This is a genomic window from Herbaspirillum seropedicae (genome assembly GCF_001040945.1).
Classification (GTDB): domain Bacteria; phylum Pseudomonadota; class Gammaproteobacteria; order Burkholderiales; family Burkholderiaceae_D; genus Herbaspirillum; species Herbaspirillum seropedicae.
This window is the reverse complement of the sequence record NZ_CP011930.1, coordinates 4,564,537-4,583,068: the sequence shown is the minus strand read 5'-3', so window position 1 is coordinate 4,583,068 and position 18,532 is coordinate 4,564,537. Positions and strand designations below refer to the sequence as shown.

The 18,532-nt window shown below is 63.9% G+C and carries 17 protein-coding genes; 10 read left to right on the top strand and 7 right to left on the bottom strand.

Annotated elements, in window-relative coordinates; translation table 11 throughout:
- Positions 1-205: 205 nt before the first annotated feature.
- The 4 genes from ACP92_RS19935 to ACP92_RS19920 are packed head-to-tail and all read left to right on the top strand — an operon-like array spanning position 206 to position 3,549.
- Positions 206-1,072: a branched-chain amino acid ABC transporter permease gene (locus ACP92_RS19935; protein WP_013235930.1), complete on the top strand. Its 867-nt coding sequence runs from the start codon at positions 206-208 to the stop codon at positions 1,070-1,072.
- Entirely contained in the window at positions 1,069-2,085 is a 1,017-nt protein-coding gene (locus tag ACP92_RS19930) for a branched-chain amino acid ABC transporter permease (protein WP_013235929.1), read from the top strand. The genes ACP92_RS19935 and ACP92_RS19930 overlap by 4 nt, the downstream gene beginning before the upstream one ends.
- Positions 2,082-2,855 carry an ABC transporter ATP-binding protein gene (locus ACP92_RS19925; RefSeq protein ID WP_013235928.1) on the top strand — a complete coding sequence of 258 codons (774 nt, stop codon included), beginning with the start codon at positions 2,082-2,084 and terminating at the stop codon, positions 2,853-2,855. Before ACP92_RS19930 ends, ACP92_RS19925 begins: the two co-directional genes overlap by 4 nt.
- The gene (locus ACP92_RS19920) at positions 2,848-3,549 is read left to right on the top strand and encodes an ABC transporter ATP-binding protein (protein ID WP_013235927.1); all 702 of its coding nucleotides are present in this window, start codon (positions 2,848-2,850) and stop codon (positions 3,547-3,549) included. Before ACP92_RS19925 ends, ACP92_RS19920 begins: the two co-directional genes overlap by 8 nt.
- Before the next feature lie 47 nt (positions 3,550-3,596).
- Here ACP92_RS19920 and ACP92_RS19915 read toward each other — a convergent pair whose 3' ends face one another.
- Positions 3,597-4,829 carry a cyclic di-GMP phosphodiesterase gene (locus ACP92_RS19915; RefSeq protein WP_013235926.1) on the bottom strand — a complete coding sequence of 411 codons (1,233 nt, stop codon included), beginning with the start codon at positions 4,827-4,829 and terminating at the stop codon, positions 3,597-3,599.
- Positions 4,830-5,161: 332 nt separating this feature from the next.
- On the opposite strand from ACP92_RS19915, the gene ACP92_RS19910 reads away from it, so the two are divergent.
- Positions 5,162-6,133: a LysR family transcriptional regulator gene (locus ACP92_RS19910; protein ID WP_013235925.1), complete on the top strand. Its 972-nt coding sequence runs from the start codon at positions 5,162-5,164 to the stop codon at positions 6,131-6,133.
- Here the strand turns inward: ACP92_RS19910 and ACP92_RS19905 are convergent.
- Positions 6,079-6,588 (bottom strand): MarR family winged helix-turn-helix transcriptional regulator, encoded by a 510-nt coding sequence (locus ACP92_RS19905; RefSeq protein ID WP_013235924.1) that lies wholly within the window; start codon positions 6,586-6,588, stop codon positions 6,079-6,081. The genes ACP92_RS19910 and ACP92_RS19905 overlap by 55 nt on opposite strands.
- A gap of 333 nt (positions 6,589-6,921) precedes the next feature.
- On the opposite strand from ACP92_RS19905, the gene ACP92_RS19900 reads away from it, so the two are divergent.
- The 3 genes from ACP92_RS19900 to ACP92_RS19890 are packed head-to-tail and all read left to right on the top strand — an operon-like array spanning position 6,922 to position 10,175.
- A complete protein-coding gene (locus ACP92_RS19900) occupies positions 6,922-7,971 on the top strand; it encodes an aromatic ring-hydroxylating dioxygenase subunit alpha (RefSeq protein ID WP_013235923.1) in 1,050 nt (349 codons plus the stop codon).
- Positions 7,972-7,980: 9 nt separating this feature from the next.
- Positions 7,981-8,937 carry a PDR/VanB family oxidoreductase gene (locus tag ACP92_RS19895; RefSeq protein ID WP_013235922.1) on the top strand — a complete coding sequence of 319 codons (957 nt, stop codon included), beginning with the start codon at positions 7,981-7,983 and terminating at the stop codon, positions 8,935-8,937.
- 53 nt (positions 8,938-8,990) lie between these two features.
- A complete protein-coding gene (locus ACP92_RS19890) occupies positions 8,991-10,175 on the top strand; it encodes an ABC transporter substrate-binding protein (RefSeq protein WP_171941790.1) in 1,185 nt (394 codons plus the stop codon).
- An 862-nt stretch (positions 10,176-11,037) separates the two neighbouring features.
- Here the strand turns inward: ACP92_RS19890 and pcaCD are convergent.
- The 4 genes from pcaCD to pcaH all read right to left on the bottom strand — a co-directional run bounded on the left by pcaCD (position 11,038) and on the right by pcaH (position 15,045).
- A complete protein-coding gene (gene pcaCD / locus ACP92_RS19885) occupies positions 11,038-12,300 on the bottom strand; it encodes a bifunctional 4-carboxymuconolactone decarboxylase/3-oxoadipate enol-lactonase PcaCD (RefSeq protein ID WP_041311226.1) in 1,263 nt (420 codons plus the stop codon).
- Positions 12,301-12,352: 52 nt separating this feature from the next.
- Entirely contained in the window at positions 12,353-13,720 is a 1,368-nt protein-coding gene (gene pcaB, locus ACP92_RS19880; RefSeq protein ID WP_013235919.1) for a 3-carboxy-cis,cis-muconate cycloisomerase, read from the bottom strand.
- 100 nt (positions 13,721-13,820) lie between these two features.
- Positions 13,821-14,333 carry a peptidase associated/transthyretin-like domain-containing protein gene (locus ACP92_RS19875; RefSeq protein WP_013235918.1) on the bottom strand — a complete coding sequence of 171 codons (513 nt, stop codon included), beginning with the start codon at positions 14,331-14,333 and terminating at the stop codon, positions 13,821-13,823.
- A 19-nt stretch (positions 14,334-14,352) separates the two neighbouring features.
- Positions 14,353-15,045, bottom strand: a complete 693-nt coding sequence (pcaH, locus tag ACP92_RS19870) for a protocatechuate 3,4-dioxygenase subunit beta (protein ID WP_013235917.1) — start codon at positions 15,043-15,045, stop codon at positions 14,353-14,355.
- A 269-nt stretch (positions 15,046-15,314) separates the two neighbouring features.
- On the opposite strand from pcaH, the gene ACP92_RS19865 reads away from it, so the two are divergent.
- Complete coding sequence (locus tag ACP92_RS19865) at positions 15,315-16,115, top strand: IclR family transcriptional regulator domain-containing protein (protein ID WP_013235916.1); 801 nt, start codon at positions 15,315-15,317, stop codon at positions 16,113-16,115.
- Between the two features lie 109 nt (positions 16,116-16,224).
- Here ACP92_RS19865 and ACP92_RS19860 read toward each other — a convergent pair whose 3' ends face one another.
- Positions 16,225-17,136, bottom strand: a complete 912-nt coding sequence (locus ACP92_RS19860; RefSeq protein ID WP_013235915.1) for a helix-turn-helix domain-containing protein — start codon at positions 17,134-17,136, stop codon at positions 16,225-16,227.
- A 220-nt stretch (positions 17,137-17,356) separates the two neighbouring features.
- Here ACP92_RS19860 and ACP92_RS19855 point away from each other — a divergent pair, with 220 nt between their 5' ends.
- Positions 17,357-18,523 (top strand): 4-hydroxybenzoate 3-monooxygenase, encoded by a 1,167-nt coding sequence (locus tag ACP92_RS19855; RefSeq protein ID WP_013235914.1) that lies wholly within the window; start codon positions 17,357-17,359, stop codon positions 18,521-18,523.
- Positions 18,524-18,532: the final 9 nt, after the last annotated feature.

Sequence of the window (18,532 nt, the reverse complement as noted above, 5' to 3'; positions counted from 1 at the left end):
CACCAATGTCTTCGTGAAAATTGATCAAGCATAAATTGAGGCGGACGCAGCAAAATAGGGAAATAATTTATATCCATTACCAAGCGGCCACAAAAAACAGAGCCGCAGGCCAGAAGGAGACAACCCGCATCATGCATCTGCATCATGAAGGCGCGCCGTATACGCGCGCGCCCATTCCTCGCCCTTGCTGCCGGGGAGACGCCTCATGCTAGGCAACTTCCTCGGCGTCCTCTTCGATGGCATTGCCTACGGCAGCCTTCTCTTCCTCATCAGCGTGGGCCTGTCGGTGACGATGGGCATGATGAACTTCATCAACCTCGCGCACGGCGCCTTCGCCATGCTGGGCGGCTATGTCTGCGTGACCCTGCTCAACGGCATGGGCGTCCCCTTCCTGGCGACCTTGCCGCTGGCCTTCATCGCCGCGGCCATCGTCGGCCTGGTCCTCGAGCGTTCGCTCTACCGTCGCCTCTACAAGGCCAGCCACCTGGACCAGGTGCTGTTTTCCATCGGCCTGACCTTCATGGCCGTGGCCGGCGCGACCTGGCAGTGGGGACCGACCCAGCAACCGGTGGTGCTGCCGGATTGGCTGCGCGGCCAGATCTCGTTGCTGGGGCTGGAGGTGGGGGCGTACCGGGTCTTCCTGATCGGCGTGGTGGTGATCGTCACGGTGGCGCTGGGCCTGCTGATCGAGCGCACCCGCTTCGGTGCGCAGATCCGCGCCTCGGTCGATAACCAGGTCGCTGCCGCTGGCCTGGGCATCAATGTCAGCCGTGTGTTCAGCCTGACCTTTGCGCTCGGCTCGGGACTGGCCGGTCTCGGTGGCGGACTGGGCATCGATGTGCTGGGACTGGATCCGACCTTCCCGGTCAAGTACATGGTCTACTTCCTGCTGGTGGTGGCCGTGGGCGGGGCCGGCACCATCAAGGGGCCGCTCCTGGCCGCGCTCATCCTGGGCGTGTTCGACGTGGCCGGCAAGTATTATGTGCCGGAGATCGGCGCCTTCGTCATCTATGGCCTGATGGTGGTGCTGCTGATCCTGTTCCCGGCCGGTCTGATGCGGAGGCGCGGATGAAGAGCGTCAATACCCCCAATACCCCCAACCCGTCGGCCATGCAGCCTGTGCTGCGGCTGCCCAATGACCGCTGGACGCTGCTGGAGATCCTCTTCTGGCTCTTGCCGGTGGCGGCCTATTTCATCTTCCCTGATTACCTGGTGCTGATCAGCCAGATCATGATCGTGGGCCTGTTTGCGGTGTCGCTGGACCTGATCCTGGGCTATGCCGGCATCGTCTCGCTGGGCCATGCCGCCTTCTTCGGCCTGGGCGCCTATACAGCGGGCCTGCTGGCCGTGCATGGCTGGGGCGAGCCGATCACCGGCCTGCTGCTGGCCGCCGTGGTGGCGGCGATCGCCGGTTTCCTGGTGAGTTTCCTGGTGGTGCGCGGGGCTGACCTGACGCGCCTGATGGTGACCCTGGGCATCGGCCTGATGCTCTTCGAGGCAGCCAACAAGGCGGCCTTCATCACCGGCGGCGTGGATGGCCTGTCCGGCATGGTGATGGGCAAGATCTTCGGCGTCTTCGAGTTCGACCTCAATGGCCGCGTCGCCTATGGCTACAGTTTTGCGGTGCTGTTGCTGCTCTTCGTGATCCTGCGGCGGCTGGTGAATTCGCCCTTCGGCCTGGGCCTGCGCGGCATCCGCGAGGGTGGCCGTCGCATGCCGGCCATCGGTGCGGACGTCAATCGTCGCCTGGTGGTGATCTTCACCGTGGCGGCGGCGGTTGCCGGTGTGGCCGGTGCGTTGCTGGCCCAGACCACGCAGTTCGTCGGACTCGATGTGCTGGGTTTCCCGCGCTCGGCCGAGCTGCTCATCATCCTGGTGCTGGGCGGCACCGGCCGCCTCTATGGCGGGCTGGTCGGGGCGCTGGTCTACATGCTGGCGCAGGATTACCTGTCCGGGCTCAACCCGGCCTACTGGCAATTCTGGATCGGCCTGTTGCTGATCGTGATCGTGCTGTTCGCACGCGGCGGGCTGCTGGGGGGATTGGCCGTGCTGCGTGACAAGTTCTTCAAGGGAGGTCGCGCATGAGCAAGCAAGCACATCAGGCCGATACCACACTGCGCACCGAAGGCCTGAGCAAGCGTTGGGGCAGCTTCGTGGCCAACAGCGACATCTCGCTGACGTTTGCGCCCGGCGCGCGCCATGCGCTGATCGGGCCCAATGGCGCGGGCAAGACCACCTTCATCAACCTGCTCACCGGCGGCTTTGCGCCCAGCAGCGGCCGGGTCTGGTTCGGCGGCGAGGACATCACCGCGCTGCCCCAGCATGCGCGCGTCAAGCGCGGCATGACCCGCACCTTCCAGATCAATACGCTCTTCGCCGGCCTCACGGTGCTGGAGTCGGTGGTGCTGGCCATCCAGGAGCGGCGCGGCCTGCAATACAAGTGGTACCAGACCGTGGCCAGCCAGACCGAGGTGGTGGACGAAGCCATGGCCTTGCTGGCCTCATTGAAGCTGGCCCAGGAAGCCAACAGCCTCACCCGCAACCTGGCCTACGGCAAGCAGCGCCTGGTCGAGATCGCGCTGGCGCTGGCGACCCAGCCCAAGGTCTTGCTGCTGGACGAACCGGCGGCCGGCATTCCCTCGGCGGAAAGCCGCGAGCTCTTCGAGGTGATCGCGCAATTGCCGCGCGAGGTCACCATCGTCTTCATCGAACATGACATGGGCCTGGTCTTCCGCTTTGCCGAACGCATCACCGTGCTGGTGGGCGGCAAGGTGCTGGTGGAGGGAACACCCGCCGAGATCGCGGCCGATCCGCGCGTTAAGGAAGTCTATCTGGGGGAGGCCGAACATGCCTGAGTTGCTGGCACTGGACAGGGTAAGCGCCGGTTACGGTCAATCCATCGTCCTGGAAGACGTGTCCTTCACGATGCAGGAAGGCGAGAGCCTGGCCCTGCTGGGACGCAATGGCGTGGGCAAGACCAGCCTGCTCATCACCCTCATGGGACTGACCCGCCTGCATGGCGGCAGCATCCGCTGGCGCGGCGGCGATATCGCCCGCGTGGCCACCCACAAGCGCGCCCATGCGGGCCTGGGCTGGGTGCCGCAGGAGCGCTTCATGTTTCCCTCGCTGTCGGTGGAAGAACACCTGACGGTGGTAGAGCGCGGTGGCAAATGGGACCTGCAAAAGATCTATCAGATCTTCCCGCGCCTGCACGAGCGCCGCCACAACATGGGCAACCAGCTCTCGGGTGGCGAGCAGCAGATGCTGGCCATTGCGCGCGCGCTGATGGTCAGCCCCAGCATCCTGCTGCTGGATGAACCGATGGAAGGGCTGGCCCCCATCATCGTGCAGGAACTGCTGAAGGTGATCCGCCGCCTGGTCAGCGAGGAGGGCATGTCGGTCATCGTCGTGGAGCAGCATGCGCGCATGGCGCTGTCGCTGACCCAGCGCGCCATCGTGCTCGACCGTGGTCGCATCGTGCATGCCTCGGACAGCCAGAGCCTGCTGGCCGATGGCGACAAGCTGGACCGGCTGGTCGCGGTGGCTTGAGCCGCCGTAGCCTGCGCCCACCGGAGGATGGTCCGCAGTTAGGGGAGCTAGCACGAGCGCTGCTGGTCCGCTGCGCCGTCGCGCGGTCGGTGGGCATGGGCCGCATCCTGCTGGCGCAGGCGCGTCCATTCTTCATCGCCGCGTCCGATGATGGTGTCCGTGCGCGGCCAGGCCATCAGATCGAGTACGCCGCCGATGGTGGTTTCATGCGGTCCCTGCAGATGCAGGACCTTCAGCACGGGGCGCGTGAGGTCCGCCGGGTTCTGGCGGATCACCACCCCTGATACGCCCGATTCCAGCCGCACTAGCGAACCCACCGGATAGATCCCCAATGTCTTGACGAAGGCCAGCAGCAGGCGACGGTCGAAGTGGCCCTCCCAGCGGGCCATCTGCGAGATCGCTTCAGCCGGATCCCAGCCATGCTTGTAGGGCCGCTCCGAGGTCAGGGCGTCATAGACATCACAGACCGCCGTCATGCGCGCATACAGCGTGATCGACTCGGCCGGCAGCGCATCGGGATAGCCGCGTCCATCCAGGCGCTCATGGTGATGGCGGCAGACATCGCTGGCATAGGCCGGCATGTCCGGCGTCTGGATCAGGTATTGGTAGCCCAGTTCCGGATGCCGCTTGATCAGGGCGAATTCTTCTGCGGTCAGCTTGCCGGGCTTGTTGAGGATCTCGTCATCGATGAAGGCCTTGCCTACGTCATGCAGGTAGCCGCTCAGTCCGGCTTCGCGGCAGGCCGCCTCGCTCAGTCCCAGGGTGCGGCCCAGGCCGATCACCAGCGCGCAGACCGACACCGAATGCAGGTAGGTATATTCGTCATTGAGCTTGAGCCGCAACACGCTGAGCAAGCCGTTCGGATCGCGCAATACCGAGCAGGCGATCTCTTCGACCAATGCCACGCACTGCGGCAGTTCCACCATCTTGCCCATGCGGGCGGCGTTGAACATCTGGCGGGTGACTTCGCGTGCATGCTCGCGCAGGGCCACGGCGCTGGCGCGATCGGCGTCGGCGCCGGCGTGCGTGGCGGCGCTCTGGTCGGGGCTCGCCGGTGCGGCGGCTGCCTCGGCTTTCGCCGGCGCCGCGCCTGCCACATCCCGCCCGCGTGAGACATCGATCCAGCAATAGGCAATGCCGCTGGCGCGGGCCTGCTGCAGATCGCTCTCGCGGCTGAGCAGGAAGCGCGTCTTCCAGAACGGGTGCGCCAGCCAGCTGGCCTCGAAACCGCAGAAATACATTCCGAGGACCAGGTCCCCGACCTTGATTTTCTTGAGCATTTTTTTATCTGTCGGAACCTGCACAAAAAGTCCCGACGGCTGGCTGGTGAACAAAGGCCGGGCCGGCAGGGCGGGGCGCGTGGGCCTTGCAGGGCCGGCTGGCCGCGCGGATTTCGCGCTGGCCTGGCCGGGCCGTTGCGGCTGCGCTTGTGGTGGAGCGTCGCCGCGCAATGCTGGAATGTATCCATGCGGAAACTGCCTCGCGTAATCATACCTTTATCAGTTTTTTTGAAAATCCATTAACTACGAATAACGTTTATTCGATATTGGAATTGGTATCCGTTTTCAGGCGCGGTATGTTCGGCATCTTTCATCTGGGGAATGGAGGAGAGATGGCCAATTTCGATCTCAACCTGCTGCCGATCGCCTTGGCGGTCTTCGAAGAGCGCAGCGTGAGTGCGGCCGCAAGAAAGCTGGACATGAGCCAGCCAGCGGTGAGCGTGGCGCTCAACAAGTTGCGCAGCGCGCTGGGGGACCCGCTGTTCGTGAAGACCGGCCGCGGCATGCAACCTACCCCGCGGGCGGTCAGCCTGATCGGGCCCACCCGCGAGATCCTGCAGCGGGTGCATGCCGAAGTGCTCTCCAGCGACCAGTTCACCCCGGCCACCACCACCAAGCGTTTCGTGCTGGCGCTCTCGGACATTGGCGAGTTGATGCTGCTGCCGCGCTTGCTGGAGCGTATCCGCGATGAAGCGCCACACGCCTCGGTGGTGACGGTGACGATGGCGCCGGCCGAGCTGGTGGCGGCGCTGGAGAGTGGCGAAGTCGATCTGGCGATCGGATATTTTCCCGACCTCAGGAACAGGAATTTCTTCCAGCAGCGCTTGTTCTCGCAAGATTTCGTCTGCCTGCTGCGCGCCGGGCATCCCTTGCCGGCGCAGAAGATCAGCCTGGAGCACTATCAGGCGGCAGGGCATATCGTGGTCAAGGCCGAGGGACGCGACCAGCCCATGTGCGAGCGCTTCCTGCTCCGCCGCAAGATCCGGCGGCGGGTGGTGCTCTCGACGGCGCACTTCATGGCCATCCCCTTGCTGGTGGCGACTTCCGATCTGGTGGCCACGGTGCCGCGCGCCTTCGGTGAGTTCGTCGTGCGCTTTGCCGGGATCCGGCTGGTCGAACCGGGCTTCGAGATGCCCATGCTGGACCTGAAGCAGCACTGGCACCGCAAGTATCACAAGGATGCCGGCAATGCCTGGCTGCGTGGCCTGGCGGCCGCCCTGTTCCCTGCCGGCGCACAGCGTGTGCTGTGTCAGTCTTCGTCGCAGCGCTCGTCCTGCAACCGGGCCAGCGGTGCGCGGCTCTGAGGATTGTTCAACTGCACCAGCTTGTCCAGCAAGGCCATGAACTGGCGCTGCTCGGCCTCCTCCAGCGGAGCCAGGATCCGCTTGCGCAGCCGCTGCAGGCCCGGGGTCAGTTCTTCCAGCAAGGCTTCGCCGGCCGCCGTGGTGCGCAGCGCACGCTGGCGGCGATTGTGCGGGATCACCTCGCGCAGCAGCAGGCCTTTTTCTTCCAGCCGGGCGCAGACCGTCGCGCCGGTGGAGGTATCGATGGCCACCAGTCCGGCCAGCGTCACCTGGTCGATGCCGGGGTGATTGGACAGCATGCGCAGGATCGCATACTGCACCGGCGTGACCACTCCGCCGATCTCGTCATGGAAGATCGAGACCGAGATCTGTTGCGCCCGCCGCAACAAGTGGCCGGGATGCTCGTAGAGATCGGTCAGAGGGCTTTCGTCGCTGTGGCTGGGAGGTCTGGACATGGTGGCAAGGATCAGTGCATGGGTCTGGTAGGCGCGGTCGTCGCCGTTGCGCTTGCCCGGCGTCAATTGATGCGGCGCGCAATGGAAACTGCAAAAAAACTGCGAAAAAACCGCCGTGACGAGTTTACTTGCAGCGCCGATTGGCGGATACTTTTCTCATACATTCAGTGTACTGAATATTAAAACAAAAAGCCAAGAGACCCGACAGGATCTGGATCAACAGAACTGCGGAATGATCGACACAGAGTTCGATACAACGAGAGACCGAAGACTGATCAAGGCGCCGGCTGTGGCTGCGCGCCCATTGAGGAATTCACCCAAGAGGAGACCGTCATGTTCCCCAAGAATGCCTGGTACGTCGCCTGCACACCCGACGAAATCGACAGCAAGCCCCTGGGCCGCCAGATCTGCGGCGAGAAGATCGTGTTCTATCGCGGCGCCGGAGGCAAGGTCGCGGCGGTGGAGGATTTCTGCCCGCACCGCGGCGCGCCGCTGTCCCTGGGCTTCGTCCGCGAGGGCCAACTGGTCTGCGGCTACCACGGCCTGGAAATGGGTTGCGACGGCAAGGCCATCAGCATGCCGGGACAGCGGGTGCGCGGTTTTCCCTGCATCCGCAGCTATCCGGTGGAAGAACGCTACGGCTTCATCTGGGTCTGGCCCGGCGACAAGGAACAGGCCGACCCGGCCCAGATCCATCATCTCGAATGGGCCGACAATCCGGAGTGGGCCTATGGCGGCGGTCTGTATCACATCAATTGCGACTATCGCCTGATGATCGACAACCTCATGGACCTCACCCACGAGACCTACGTCCACGCCTCCAGCATCGGTCAGAAGGAAATCGACGAAGCGCCCGTCAATACCCGCGTCGAGGGCGAGCAGGTCATCACCAGCCGCTTCATGGACAACATCATGCCGCCGCCATTCTGGCGCATGGCCTTGCGCGGCAACGGCCTGGCCGATGATGTGCCGGTGGACCGCTGGCAGATCTGCCGCTTCTCGCCCCCCAGCCACGTGATGATCGAAGTCGGCGTGGCCCATGCCGGTCATGGTGGTTACGAAGCCGGGCCGGAACACAAGGCCTCTTCCATCGTGGTCGACTTCATCACCCCCGAGACCGAAACCTCGCACTGGTATTTCTGGGGCATGGCGCGGCATTTCCGTCCCCAGGACAAGGAGTTAACCGACACCATCCGCGAAGGCCAGGGCAAGATCTTCGGCGAGGACCGCGAGATGCTGGAGTTGCAGCAAGCCAATCTGCTGCGCCATCCCGAGCGCCGCCTGCTGGCGCTCAACATCGATGCCGGCGGCGTGCAATCGCGCAAGGTGCTGGACAAATGGCTGGCGCGCGAAGCCGGCGATGGCCAGCCCGCAGCAGCCTAAGGAGCGGCCATGACGACATTGCAGGTCAAGGTCGCGGCGCGCCGTGAGGAAGCCCACGACATCATCGCTCTGGAGCTGGTCGCCGTGGATGGCGCAGCCTTGCCGGCCTTCACCGCAGGCGCGCATATCGACGTGCATCTGCCGGGTGGACTGGTGCGCCAGTATTCGCTGTGCAATGCCCCGCACGAGCAGCACCGCTACCAGATCGGCGTGCTGCGCGATGTCAATTCGCGTGGCGGTTCGGTGGCGGTGCATGAGGCGCTGAAGCTCGGCGACATCCTCACCATCAGCGCACCGCGCAACCAGTTCGCCCTGGTCCCCGCGCAGCACAGCCTGTTGCTGGCCGGCGGCATCGGTGTCACCCCCATCCTCTGCATGGCCGAGGCCTTGGCCGCTGCGGGCGCTTCCTTCGAGATGCATTACTGCGCCCGTTCTCCTGCGCGCCAGGCGTTTCGCGAACGCATTGCCGCATCGGGATTCGCGGCCCGCGTGGTCCATCATTATGACGACGGCGAGGCGGCGCAAAAGCTCGATCTCGATGCGCTGCTCGCGCAGGCCGATCCTGCCACGCATCTGTACGTCTGCGGTCCCGCCGGCTTCATCGCCCATGTCGTCGATACCGCCCGCGCACGCGGCTGGCCGGAAGCGCAGGTGCATTTCGAATACTTTGGCGCCGCGCCGGTCAAGGCCGATGGCAATGGCGCTTTTGAGGTCAAGCTGGCCAGCAGCGGCCAGGTCTACACCATTCCTCCCGAACGCACGGTCATCCAGGTGCTGTGCGAGCATGGCGTAGACGTGCCGGTCTCCTGCGAGCAGGGCATCTGCGGTACCTGCCTCACCCGCGTGCTGGAGGGCGAGCCTGATCATCGCGACCAGTACCTCACCGATGAAGAACGCGCCGCCAATGACCAGTTCACGCCTTGCTGTTCACGCGCCAGAAGTGCCTTGCTGGTGCTGGATCTGTAGTCGATGCCGTACGCTGTAAATCATTTATACCAATTAGAACGAGAGGAGACATGATGAGCGAGATGATCAACACCCGGCGTCGCCAGGTGATGCTGGCAGGGACTGCGCTGGTCGCAGGGGGAGCGCCCATGCTGGCGCGTGCAGCCGATGTGCTGAAGGTCGGTCTGATCGTGCCCATGTCGGGGCCGTTTGCCTCTACGGGTCGGCAGATCGAAGCGGCGGTGAAGCTGTACCAGCAGAAATATGGTGACAGCGTGGCCGGGCGCAAGGTAGAGATCGTATTGAAGGACGATGGCGGCGTCTCGCCCGATGTGACCAAGCGCCTGGCGCAGGAGCTGGTGTCACGCGAGAAGGCGCAGGTGCTGATGGGCTTCGGCCTGACGCCGCTGGCATTGGCGGCTGCGCCCATTGCGACGCAGGCCAAGGCGCCGATGATCGTGACCGCAGCGGCGACGTCGATCATCCCGCAGCGCTCGCCCTACATCGTGCGCACCGGCTTTACGCTGGCGCAGGTGACTGCGCCGCTGGCCTCGTGGGCGGCGAAGAATGGCATCAAGAGTGTTGTGACCTTTGTCTCCGATTACGGGCCGGGGCTGGATGCGGAGAAGGTGTTCGTGAAGACCTTTGGTGAAGCCGGCGGGAAGGTGATGGAGAGTGTGCGGGTGCCCTTGCGCAATCCGGACTATGCGCCCTTCCTGCAGCGGGTCAAGGACGCCAAGCCGCAGGCTTTGTTTGTCTTTGTGCCTTCCGGTGAGGGGGCGGCGGTGCTGAAGCAGTTCACCGAACGGGGATTGGCGGCGGCGGGGATTCGTCTGATCTGTACCGGCGATGTGCTCGATGATGACCTGATGGCGGGCATCGGTGCTGCGGCCAAGGATGTGGTGAGCAGTCATCACTATTCGGCGGCGCATCCTTCTGCGGCCAACAAGGAGTATGTGGAGGCGATGGCCAAGGCGAACAAGGGGATGCGGGCCAACTTCCATTCCGTGGGGGCTTATGACGGGATGCATCTCTTGTATGAATCCCTCAAGAAGACCGGGGGGGATGCGGATGGGGACAAGCTGCTGGCGGCGATGAAGGGGATGAGCTGGGAGAGTGTGCGGGGGCCGGTTGCCGTCGATGCGGCGACTCGGGATATCGTGCAGACCGTTTATATGCGCAAGGCTGAGTTGCGTGGGGCTGAGTTCTATAACGTGGAGTTTGATCAGGTGGAGAAGGTGCGGGATCCTGGGGTTTGATTTTTACGTTGTGGGTTACCGCCGGTTTGTTGTTTTTGGCGGCGGATTTTGTTTTGTGTTTTGGGTAGTCTGCACGGGATTTCTTCCTGCGCTCTAGCTTAATGCCTATCTTTCTCCGGTCGGGAGGACGCGCCGGGAGCGGCCCGGCAGCCGCTCACTTTTCTTGTCTCGCCAAGAAAAGTAAGCAAAAGAAGGCGACCCCTAAGATCCAGCCCTCCTTCGGAGGGTGCCCGCCGCAGTGGAGCAAAAAGTGGGAAAAATAGAGTCGCTTCGCTCCGACTATTTTTCTGATCCACTTTTCGCTCCACTGCGGCGGCTGGCTCTAAGGGGACAGGCCAGACGGGCTCGCCTTCGGCCTCGCACTTCTCCTACTCGCCTTCGGCTTCGGCTTTGGCTTGGGACGGTGCGCCTTCGATACGTCGCTGCGCGACTACTCAGTCCGAACGGGGGGAAATTATTTATAAGTAAGAAAAACAAAAGAGCGAAGACCTACACTGAAAAGTACGGAAAGTATGTGATCGAAGAGAGCCGAAGCGCCAGCGAGCCCCCGGCGAAGCCGAAGGCGAGCCGGACCAGCCGTCCGCTTCTGACCCGCCGCGTCAGCGCGCATAAAAACGGATCAGAAAAATAGTCGGAGCGAAGCGACTCTATTTTTCCCGTTTTTATGTGCGCTGACGCGGGGACCCTCCGAAGGAGGGCGGGGCAGTAGCGGTCGCCTTCTTTTGCTTACTTTTCTTGGCGAGACAAGAAAAGTGAGCGGCTGCCGGGCCGCCCCCGGCGCGTTCTCCCGACCGGAGAAAGAAAATAATTAAGCTAGAGCGCAGGAAGAAATCCCGTGCAGACTACCCAAAACGGTAAAACATCAAATCCCATCAATAAACCCACAAACCAGTTCAGCAAACAAAGCAGGCTGCTCAACCGCACTGACATGAGAAGCCCCGGCAATGACTGCCAGCCGCGCGCCAGAGATGCCGTCCACCAAAGCCTGCGCCATGGCCACAGGCGTCCCCTGATCCAGCTCCCCCGCAATCACCAGCGTCGGCACCCGGATAGACCCAAGTCGAGCCGCAGTATCCACCGTCCCGACCGCATGACAGCACCCCACATAGCCCACCGCATCGGTCGTGACCAGCCGCTGCCGATAACGCGCCACAGTAGCCGCCTGTGCAGAGCGGAAACCCTCATGGAAATAGCGCCCCATGACCGCATCGGCAATCACCTCGATCCCCTCCGCGCGCACCGTCGCAATCCGCTGCTGCCAGGCCTCGCGCGCCGCATCCGGATAAGCCGAGGTCGTATTGGCCAGCACCAGCGCCCGCACCAGCCCAGGATGCCGCAAGGCCAGCTCTTGCCCCACCATGCCGCCCATGGACAAGCCCACCCACACCACCGGCCCGCTATCGAGCTCACGCAAGAGCCGCGCCGCATCATCGGCCAGGTCAGCCATGCTGTAGAGCCCATCGGCCTTCTCCGAGCTGCCATGGCCGCGGTGATCATAGGCAATCACCCGGCAATCGGCTGCCAGCTGATTGGCCAGTCCATCCCACATCATCAAGTCAGTGCCCAGCGCATGCGACAGCACCACCGTATGACGCGGCGCCTTGCCATTGCGCGGCTCGCGCACCGTGTAATGCAATGCCGGTGAAGACGCGGTACGGCCCTCGCGACCCACGCCCGGATGCACGCTCGCAGCCGGCGCTTGCGGCGCCACTGCGTAACCGATCTGCTCGCCCACTTCACGCAGGATCTTCTGCGCGTGCGTGAAGGCGGTATTGCCTGCCGGGACGCCCGCATACACCGCAGCCTGGATCATGACTTCCTTCATCTCGTCGGGCGTCAAGCGCGTGGCCGGATCAGCGGTCAGACCGGCGCGCACGTGCAGCTCGAATTCTTCCCAGCGGCCCAGTGCAATGGTGATGGCCAGCACGATGATGCGGCGGGTCTTGTGGTCCAGGCCGGGACGGCCCCAGATCTCGTTCCAGGCGAAACGCGTGATCAGGTTCTGGAAATCGGCATTGAAGTTGGTGGCATTGGCCACCGAGCGGTCTACCCATTGGTCGCCCAGTACGCTGCGGCGGTTGCGCATGCCGCGCTCGAAATCGTGGTCCAGCGGATCGTAGCTCATGATGTGTTCTCTTGGTCTCGGTGTAGTGATTGGAGGTGGAGAATGCAGCGGCTCACTGCGCCAGCAGTGTGCGCAAATGCTCAAGCTGCCCTTCGGCGATGCGGCGGGCGGGGCGGGTGGCCTGCACCGGATCGAACAGGCCGCGCAACATGGGCAGGTCGATCTCCTTGCGCAGTTGCGCATCGGCCTGCACGGCATCGACCAGTACATCGACCAGTTGCGCGCCATCGGCCACGGCCTTGCGTGTCAATTGTTCCAGCAGGCTGTGCGCACGCGGACGGCCGATCACGCCGGCCAGGGCGATGGAAGCGGACTCGGCAAAGACCAGGCCCTGCAGGGCATCGATGTTGCGCAACATGCGCGGTGCGTCGATCACCAGCCCGGCAAAGGCATCGTTGAGCGCCCGCAGCGCGCCATGCACGCCCAGGAACAGCGCCGGCCATTCGGCCAGTTCGGCCTGCCAGTTGCCCAGGCCGCGTTCGTGCTGCTGCGACATCGCAGCCAGCAGGGCGGCTGCCTGTTGCGGAGCGCGTGCAGCGGCGGCCAGCGCGATCATGGAAGACACCGGATTGCGCTTGTGCGGCATGGCCGAGGAACCGCCACGGCCATTGCCGGAGGGTTCGGCCAGTTCGGCGATTTCTCCTTGCGCCATCAACGACAGGTCGGTGGCGATCTTGCCCAGGCTGCCGGCCAGCACGGCCATCTCGGCGCCCAGGCGGATCCATTGGTCGCGCTGGGTATGCCAGGCCGCCTCGGGGGTCTTCAGTTCCAGCGCGGCGGCCATGCGGGCCGCCACTGCCGGGCCTTTCTCGCCCAGTACCGTCAGCGTGCCGACTGCGCCGCCCAGTTGCAGCTGCAGGGCGCGTTCGGCCAGCGCCTGCAATTGCGCCCGCGAGCGCAGCAGCGGCGCGGCCCAGTTGCAGAACTTCAAGCCCAGGCTGGTGACCTGCGCCGGTTGCATCAGGGTGCGCGCCAGCACCGGTGTGTCGAGATGCGATTGCGCCAGGTCCAGCAGGCGGCGCGAGAGCTGCTCCAGTTCGCCCTCCACCAGGCGCAGCGCTTCTCGTGTGACCAGCACCATGGCCGTATCGAGCACGTCCTGGCTGGTGCTGCCCCAGTGGACGTGGGTGGCAGCTTCTTCGCTGTAGAGGGCGACGGTGCGCTGCAATTCCTTGACCAGTGGGATGGCCAGGGCGCCGGCGCGGCGGCCGGCGACGATCAGGGCCGGGATGTCATAGAGCGGGGCGCGGCAGACGCTGGCAATGGCGCGGGCGGCAGCGTCGGGGATGACGCCTTCGGCGGCCTGGGCCTCGGCCAGCACTTGCTCGAAGCGCAGCATGGCTTGCACCACGGCCTGGTCGTCGAACACCGCGATCATCTCGGAAGTGGTGAGGAAGCTGTCGAAGATCGAAACGCTCATGAAGTCTCCAGTGCTTGCCCGCCCGGCGCGATCCAATGCAAGCGGGATCCGACAGGCCATGGCCTGTGGATCCCCAGGATCGTCACGCCGGATCGGGCGTTCAGATGTAGTCGAAGAATACCGTCTCGCGTGCGCCTTGCATGTGGATATTCCACAGGTAGCTGCCATCGGGCTGCTTGCGGGCGATCAGCGTGTCGCGGCGGTCGGCCGGGACTTGTTCGAGCAACGCCGATTGCGCCAGCGCCGGATCGTCTTCCAGGAACACCGCGGTGAACTGGTGCTTGACCAGGCCGCGCGCAAACACGGTCACGTAGGCCACCGGCTTGCCGGCCGGCGCCTGCGGCTGCGAGATCGAGAAGGCGAAGCCGCCTTCTTCATTGGTGGGCACGCGGCGATAGCCGGGGATGGCGTGCGCGCTTTCCACCGGGGCGCTGCCGGGCAGCCAGGCTTCGGCCCAGGCGTCATTGATGGGGACGCCGTCGCCGTCGAGGATGGCGCCGTTGATCTTGACCTGCGGCGCGCTGCTGTCCACGCGGGAGGTCAGTTCCACGGCCCAGGCCCAGGCTTCGTGCGGGAAGGGGCCGATGGTTTGCGAAGTGGTGATGTTGCTCATGTGGTCTCCTGCCTCGTTCTCAGATGCCCATGGGCGTGGCGTTGCGGCCGCGCAGGACGATATCGAATTCATAACCCAGCATCTTGTCGTCGACCGTTTCTTCCAGCGAGAAACGCGAGATCAGGCGCTGGCGCGCGGCTTCGTCGGGGATGCTCTGGAAGATCGGGTCGTAGGCGAACAGTGGGTCATTGGGGAAATACATCTGCGTCACCAGGCGTTGCGCATACACATTGCCGAACAGCGAGAAGTGGATGTGCGCCGGACGCCAGGCCTTGTGGTGATTGCCCCAGGGATACGGACCTGGCTTGATGGAGACGAAGCGGTAACGCCCGTTATCATCGGTAAGCATCTTGCCGAAGCCGGTGAAGTTGGGGTCCAGCGGGGCGTCGTGCTGGTCCTTCTTGTGGAAGTAGCGGCCAGCGGCATTGCATTGCCAGACTTCCAGCAGGGAGTTGCGCACCGGCTTGCCATCTTCATCGACCACGCGGCCGGTGACGACGATCTTTTCGCCCAGCGGCTCGCCCTTGCCTTGCTTGGTGAGGTCCATGTCGTGCGGCAGGATCAGCTTGGGCGAAGCGAACAGGTTGGTGCCGGTGGCGATCTCGTCGCGCACGCGCAGCGGCGCTTGCGTGGGGCCGCGTTTGACGGTGGACTTGTAGGGGGGATAGATCAGTTCCGGATAGACACCGGGTTCGATGGCATCGAATTGCATGAGGTCTCCTCAGGTCGGCGGTGATGACGCGGCGGCGTCCTCGGATTCCTTGCCTGCCGGAATGTGCGATGGGCGCGCCGTGCTTGGGTGTGGACAGATAGTAGGCAAGCAATGCGCTGCTCTCAAGGCCAATGCAGCGCAGCATATGCGCCCTGCGCACGCTTTGTGCGAGAATCGCACAAATGGCCGATTTTCTGCTGCAGACGGAAAACGGCGCAGGTCAGCGTGTTTGAGTCAGCTTGTTTTATCCACAGGGCAGGGAAGGAAGCATGCAAGAAGAGCGAATCGATGAAGAGCCAGGAGATGCCGACGAGGGGCCTCTCAAGCGCGACCTGGTCGCCGGCCTGGAAAAGGGCCTGCAGGTCATCGAAGCCTTTGACCAGGAGCGCTCGCGCCTGACCATTGCCGAGGTGGCGCAGTTGACGGGTCTCACCCGCGCGGCCGCGCGCCGCTATCTCATCACGCTCACGCACCTGGGCTACATGCGGCACGACAACAAGACCTTTTCTCTCACGCCCATGGTGTTGCGCTTGGGCCAGTCCTACCTGCATTCGGCGCGCCTGCCGCGCATCGTGCAGCCGCTGCTGTACCGGCTGGCCTACTCGCTGGGCGAGGCGGCTTCCTGCGGGGTGCTCGATCATGACCAACTGGTCTGTGTGGCGGCGGTCAGCGCGGGTCAACTGGTGTCGACCACCTTGCAGCCCGGCACGCGGGTGCCGGCCTACTGCACCGCCAATGGCCGCATCCTGCTGGCCAACCTGCCGCCGGCGCAGCTGGATGCCATCCTCGCCCGCGCCCAGCCGGAAGCCATTACCGCCCATACCATCACCGATGTCGAACGCCTGGGACTGGAAATCGCGCGCGCCCGCGTGCAGGGTTATGCGCTGGTGGACCAGGAACTGGAACTGGGTCTGCGCACCATGGCCGTGCCGGTGCGCAATTTCCGTGGCGAGGTGGTGGCGGCGATGAATATCAGCGTGCATGCGGGACGGATGAAGCTGGAAGACATGGTGGAACGTTGTCTGCCGGCGATGCTGAAGATACAGGTGGAATTGGGCGCGCTGCTGTGATGCCTTCCTGGCGCCTGGTCGCCATCACAAGAGCGGCTTCGATACGGCCCTGCGGGCCCACTCAGCCCGAACGGCAGGAGTGTGGCGGCGTGGCGGGGATAGCGGGAATTCATTCCTCGACGTGGGTGCGGCGATATTCCTTGGGCGTCACGCCCATGTGGCGCTTGAAGAGCCGGCTGAAGTAGGCCGGGTCCTGGAAGCCCAGCTCGTAGGCGATGGTGGCCACGCCCGAGGGCACATAGGTGAGCTTGCGGCAGGCCTCCAGGATCAGCCGCTGCTGCGCCAGGTCGAAGGCGGAGTGGCCGGCCAGCTTCAGGCATAGGCGGTTGAGGCGGCTGGGCGTGATGCGCAGCTTGTCGGCATATACCGCGACCTGCCACTGCTGCTTGAAATGCTGCTCCACCAGGGCGCGGAAGCGGCTGAACAATTCAAAGTCGCCGCGCCCGGTCAGCTCGGCCGAGCGGTGGTCTGCCTCCAGCCGCACCAGCAGCAGCATGACGCTGCGCGCCAGCCATTCCAGCATCAGCGTGTGGCCGGTGCGGGGGGCGGCGGATTCGGCGATGAGCAGGCGCAGCAGGGTTTCCATGCGCTCGCGCAAGTCCGGCGCGCGCCCCAGTTCGATGGCCATGGGCCGCAGGAACAAGGGCGAGAACAGTTCGCCATGTCCTTCGCCCGCTCCGGCTGAGAAGACCACGTGCGGGTCTACCGTCAGCACGAAACCCACCGCCTGTTCCGAAAAATCGAAGCCATGTACCAGAGAGGGATGGATGGTGAGCACCACCGGGCCGTCGTATTCCCAGACCTGTTCTTCCATCAAGGCGCTGACATGGCCGGACATTAAAAAAAGTACCTGAAACAGGCCGGCATGGGTGTGCGGTGCAATATGCCAGTCGTGCACGCGGCTGCGTGTCTCGATCAGTTCGATATGGACAGACTCGGCGTCCTCCGGCCTGGAAGCCTCGCCATACAAGGAGAATTGCGGCACGTCGCTGGTGCGGGGTTTGCTGCGAGGCAAGGGCATGAGGGTCTCCATCCTGTGCGCGGGGCTCGGGTCTTGTTGTCGTGCGCTGTAAAAATAGTACAAGTATTTGGCGGGATCATCCATTTTTTATTCACCGTCCGGCAGCTAAGATTCCTGCCAGATCAAGAAAAAACAAATGACCTCTTGCCGTTTCCGGGCCTCATGCAATCGGGCGTGAAGAGCGGAGACGGCATGTGATCCTTACCCGGAGACCTCCACCATGCGTACCCAAGTCGCCATCATTGGCGCCGGCCCCGCCGGCTTGTTGTTGTCCCACCTGTTGCACCTCAAGGGCATTGAATCGGTCGTGCTGGAAACGCGCAGCCGCGAGGAAATCGAATCCACCATCCGCGCCGGCGTGCTGGAACAAGGCACCATGGACATCCTCACCGAGACCGGTGTGGGTGAGCGCATGAAGCGTGAAGGCGCGCTGCATCACGGTATCGAGCTGGCCTTCGGTGGCCGCCGTCATCGCATCGACCTGACCGAACTGACTGGCCAGGCCATCACCGTCTATGCCCAGCATGAAGTCATCAAGGACCTGGTGGCGGCACGCCTGGCGGCGCAGGGGCAGTTGCTGTTCAGTGTCAGCGGCACCAGCATCGAAGGCGTCGAGACCGACAAGCCGCGCGTGCGCTTCATGCACGAGGGCGAGCAGCATACGCTGGAGGCCGATTTCATCGCCGGCTGTGATGGCTTCCATGGCGTCTCGCGCCCGGCCATTCCCGACAGCAAGCGCCAGGATTACCAGCGCATCTATCCCTTCGGCTGGTTCGGTGTGCTGGTAGAAGCGCCGCCCTCTTCGGATGAGCTCATCTATGCCCAGCATGAGCGCGGTTTCGTGCTGGTCAGCACACGTTCGCCCACAGTGCAGCGCCTGTATTTCCAGTGCGATCCCAAGGACAGCGTGGACAACTGGAGCGATGACCGCATCTGGAATGAATTCCACACCCGCCTGGAAAACGGCGATGGCTGGCGTCTCAAGGAAGGCAAGATCTTCCAGAAGGGCATCATCGGCATGCGCAGTTTCGTGTCCACGCCGATGCAGCATGGCCGTCTGTTCCTGGCCGGCGATGCCGCCCACATCGTGCCGCCGACCGGGGCCAAGGGATTGAACCTGGCCGTGGGCGACGTCAAGCGCCTGGCCCAGGGCATCGACGACTTCTACCGCAGCGCCAGCGAGGCAGGCTTGGCTTCCTACACCGAGCAGGCCTTGAAGCGCATCTGGCGCGCCGAGTATTTCTCCTGGTGGATGACCAGCATGCTGCATACCTTCGAGGATGCCTCACCCTTCCAGCGCCAGATCCAGCGCGCCGAGCTGGAGAACGTCGTCAATTCGCGGGCGCTGTCGACCGCACTGGCGGAAAACTACGTCGGCGCATTCTGAGGCGCGGCG

Excerpts from the sequence above, each read along its gene's own strand:
- pcaH (WP_013235917.1), bottom strand. The coding sequence starts at position 15,045 with ATGCAATTCGATGCCATCGAACCCGGTGTCTATCCGGAACTGATCTAT.
- ACP92_RS19930 (WP_013235929.1), top strand. The coding sequence starts at position 1,069 with ATGAAGAGCGTCAATACCCCCAATACCCCCAACCCGTCGGCCATGCAG.
- ACP92_RS19895 (WP_013235922.1), top strand. The coding sequence starts at position 7,981 with ATGACGACATTGCAGGTCAAGGTCGCGGCGCGCCGTGAGGAAGCCCAC.
- ACP92_RS19925 (WP_013235928.1), top strand. The coding sequence starts at position 2,082 with ATGAGCAAGCAAGCACATCAGGCCGATACCACACTGCGCACCGAAGGC.
- ACP92_RS19875 (WP_013235918.1), bottom strand. The coding sequence starts at position 14,333 with ATGAGCAACATCACCACTTCGCAAACCATCGGCCCCTTCCCGCACGAA.
- ACP92_RS19920 (WP_013235927.1), top strand. The coding sequence starts at position 2,848 with ATGCCTGAGTTGCTGGCACTGGACAGGGTAAGCGCCGGTTACGGTCAA.
- ACP92_RS19935 (WP_013235930.1), top strand. The coding sequence starts at position 206 with ATGCTAGGCAACTTCCTCGGCGTCCTCTTCGATGGCATTGCCTACGGC.
- ACP92_RS19855 (WP_013235914.1), top strand. The coding sequence starts at position 17,357 with ATGCGTACCCAAGTCGCCATCATTGGCGCCGGCCCCGCCGGCTTGTTG.
- ACP92_RS19860 (WP_013235915.1), bottom strand. The coding sequence starts at position 17,136 with ATGCCCTTGCCTCGCAGCAAACCCCGCACCAGCGACGTGCCGCAATTC.
- pcaCD (WP_041311226.1), bottom strand. The coding sequence starts at position 12,300 with ATGAGCTACGATCCGCTGGACCACGATTTCGAGCGCGGCATGCGCAAC.
- ACP92_RS19865 (WP_013235916.1), top strand. The coding sequence starts at position 15,315 with ATGCAAGAAGAGCGAATCGATGAAGAGCCAGGAGATGCCGACGAGGGG.
- ACP92_RS19915 (WP_013235926.1), bottom strand. The coding sequence starts at position 4,829 with ATGCTCAAGAAAATCAAGGTCGGGGACCTGGTCCTCGGAATGTATTTC.
- ACP92_RS19900 (WP_013235923.1), top strand. The coding sequence starts at position 6,922 with ATGTTCCCCAAGAATGCCTGGTACGTCGCCTGCACACCCGACGAAATC.
- ACP92_RS19910 (WP_013235925.1), top strand. The coding sequence starts at position 5,162 with ATGGCCAATTTCGATCTCAACCTGCTGCCGATCGCCTTGGCGGTCTTC.
- ACP92_RS19905 (WP_013235924.1), bottom strand. The coding sequence starts at position 6,588 with ATGTCCAGACCTCCCAGCCACAGCGACGAAAGCCCTCTGACCGATCTC.
- pcaB (WP_013235919.1), bottom strand. The coding sequence starts at position 13,720 with ATGAGCGTTTCGATCTTCGACAGCTTCCTCACCACTTCCGAGATGATC.
- ACP92_RS19890 (WP_171941790.1), top strand. The coding sequence starts at position 8,991 with ATGAGCGAGATGATCAACACCCGGCGTCGCCAGGTGATGCTGGCAGGG.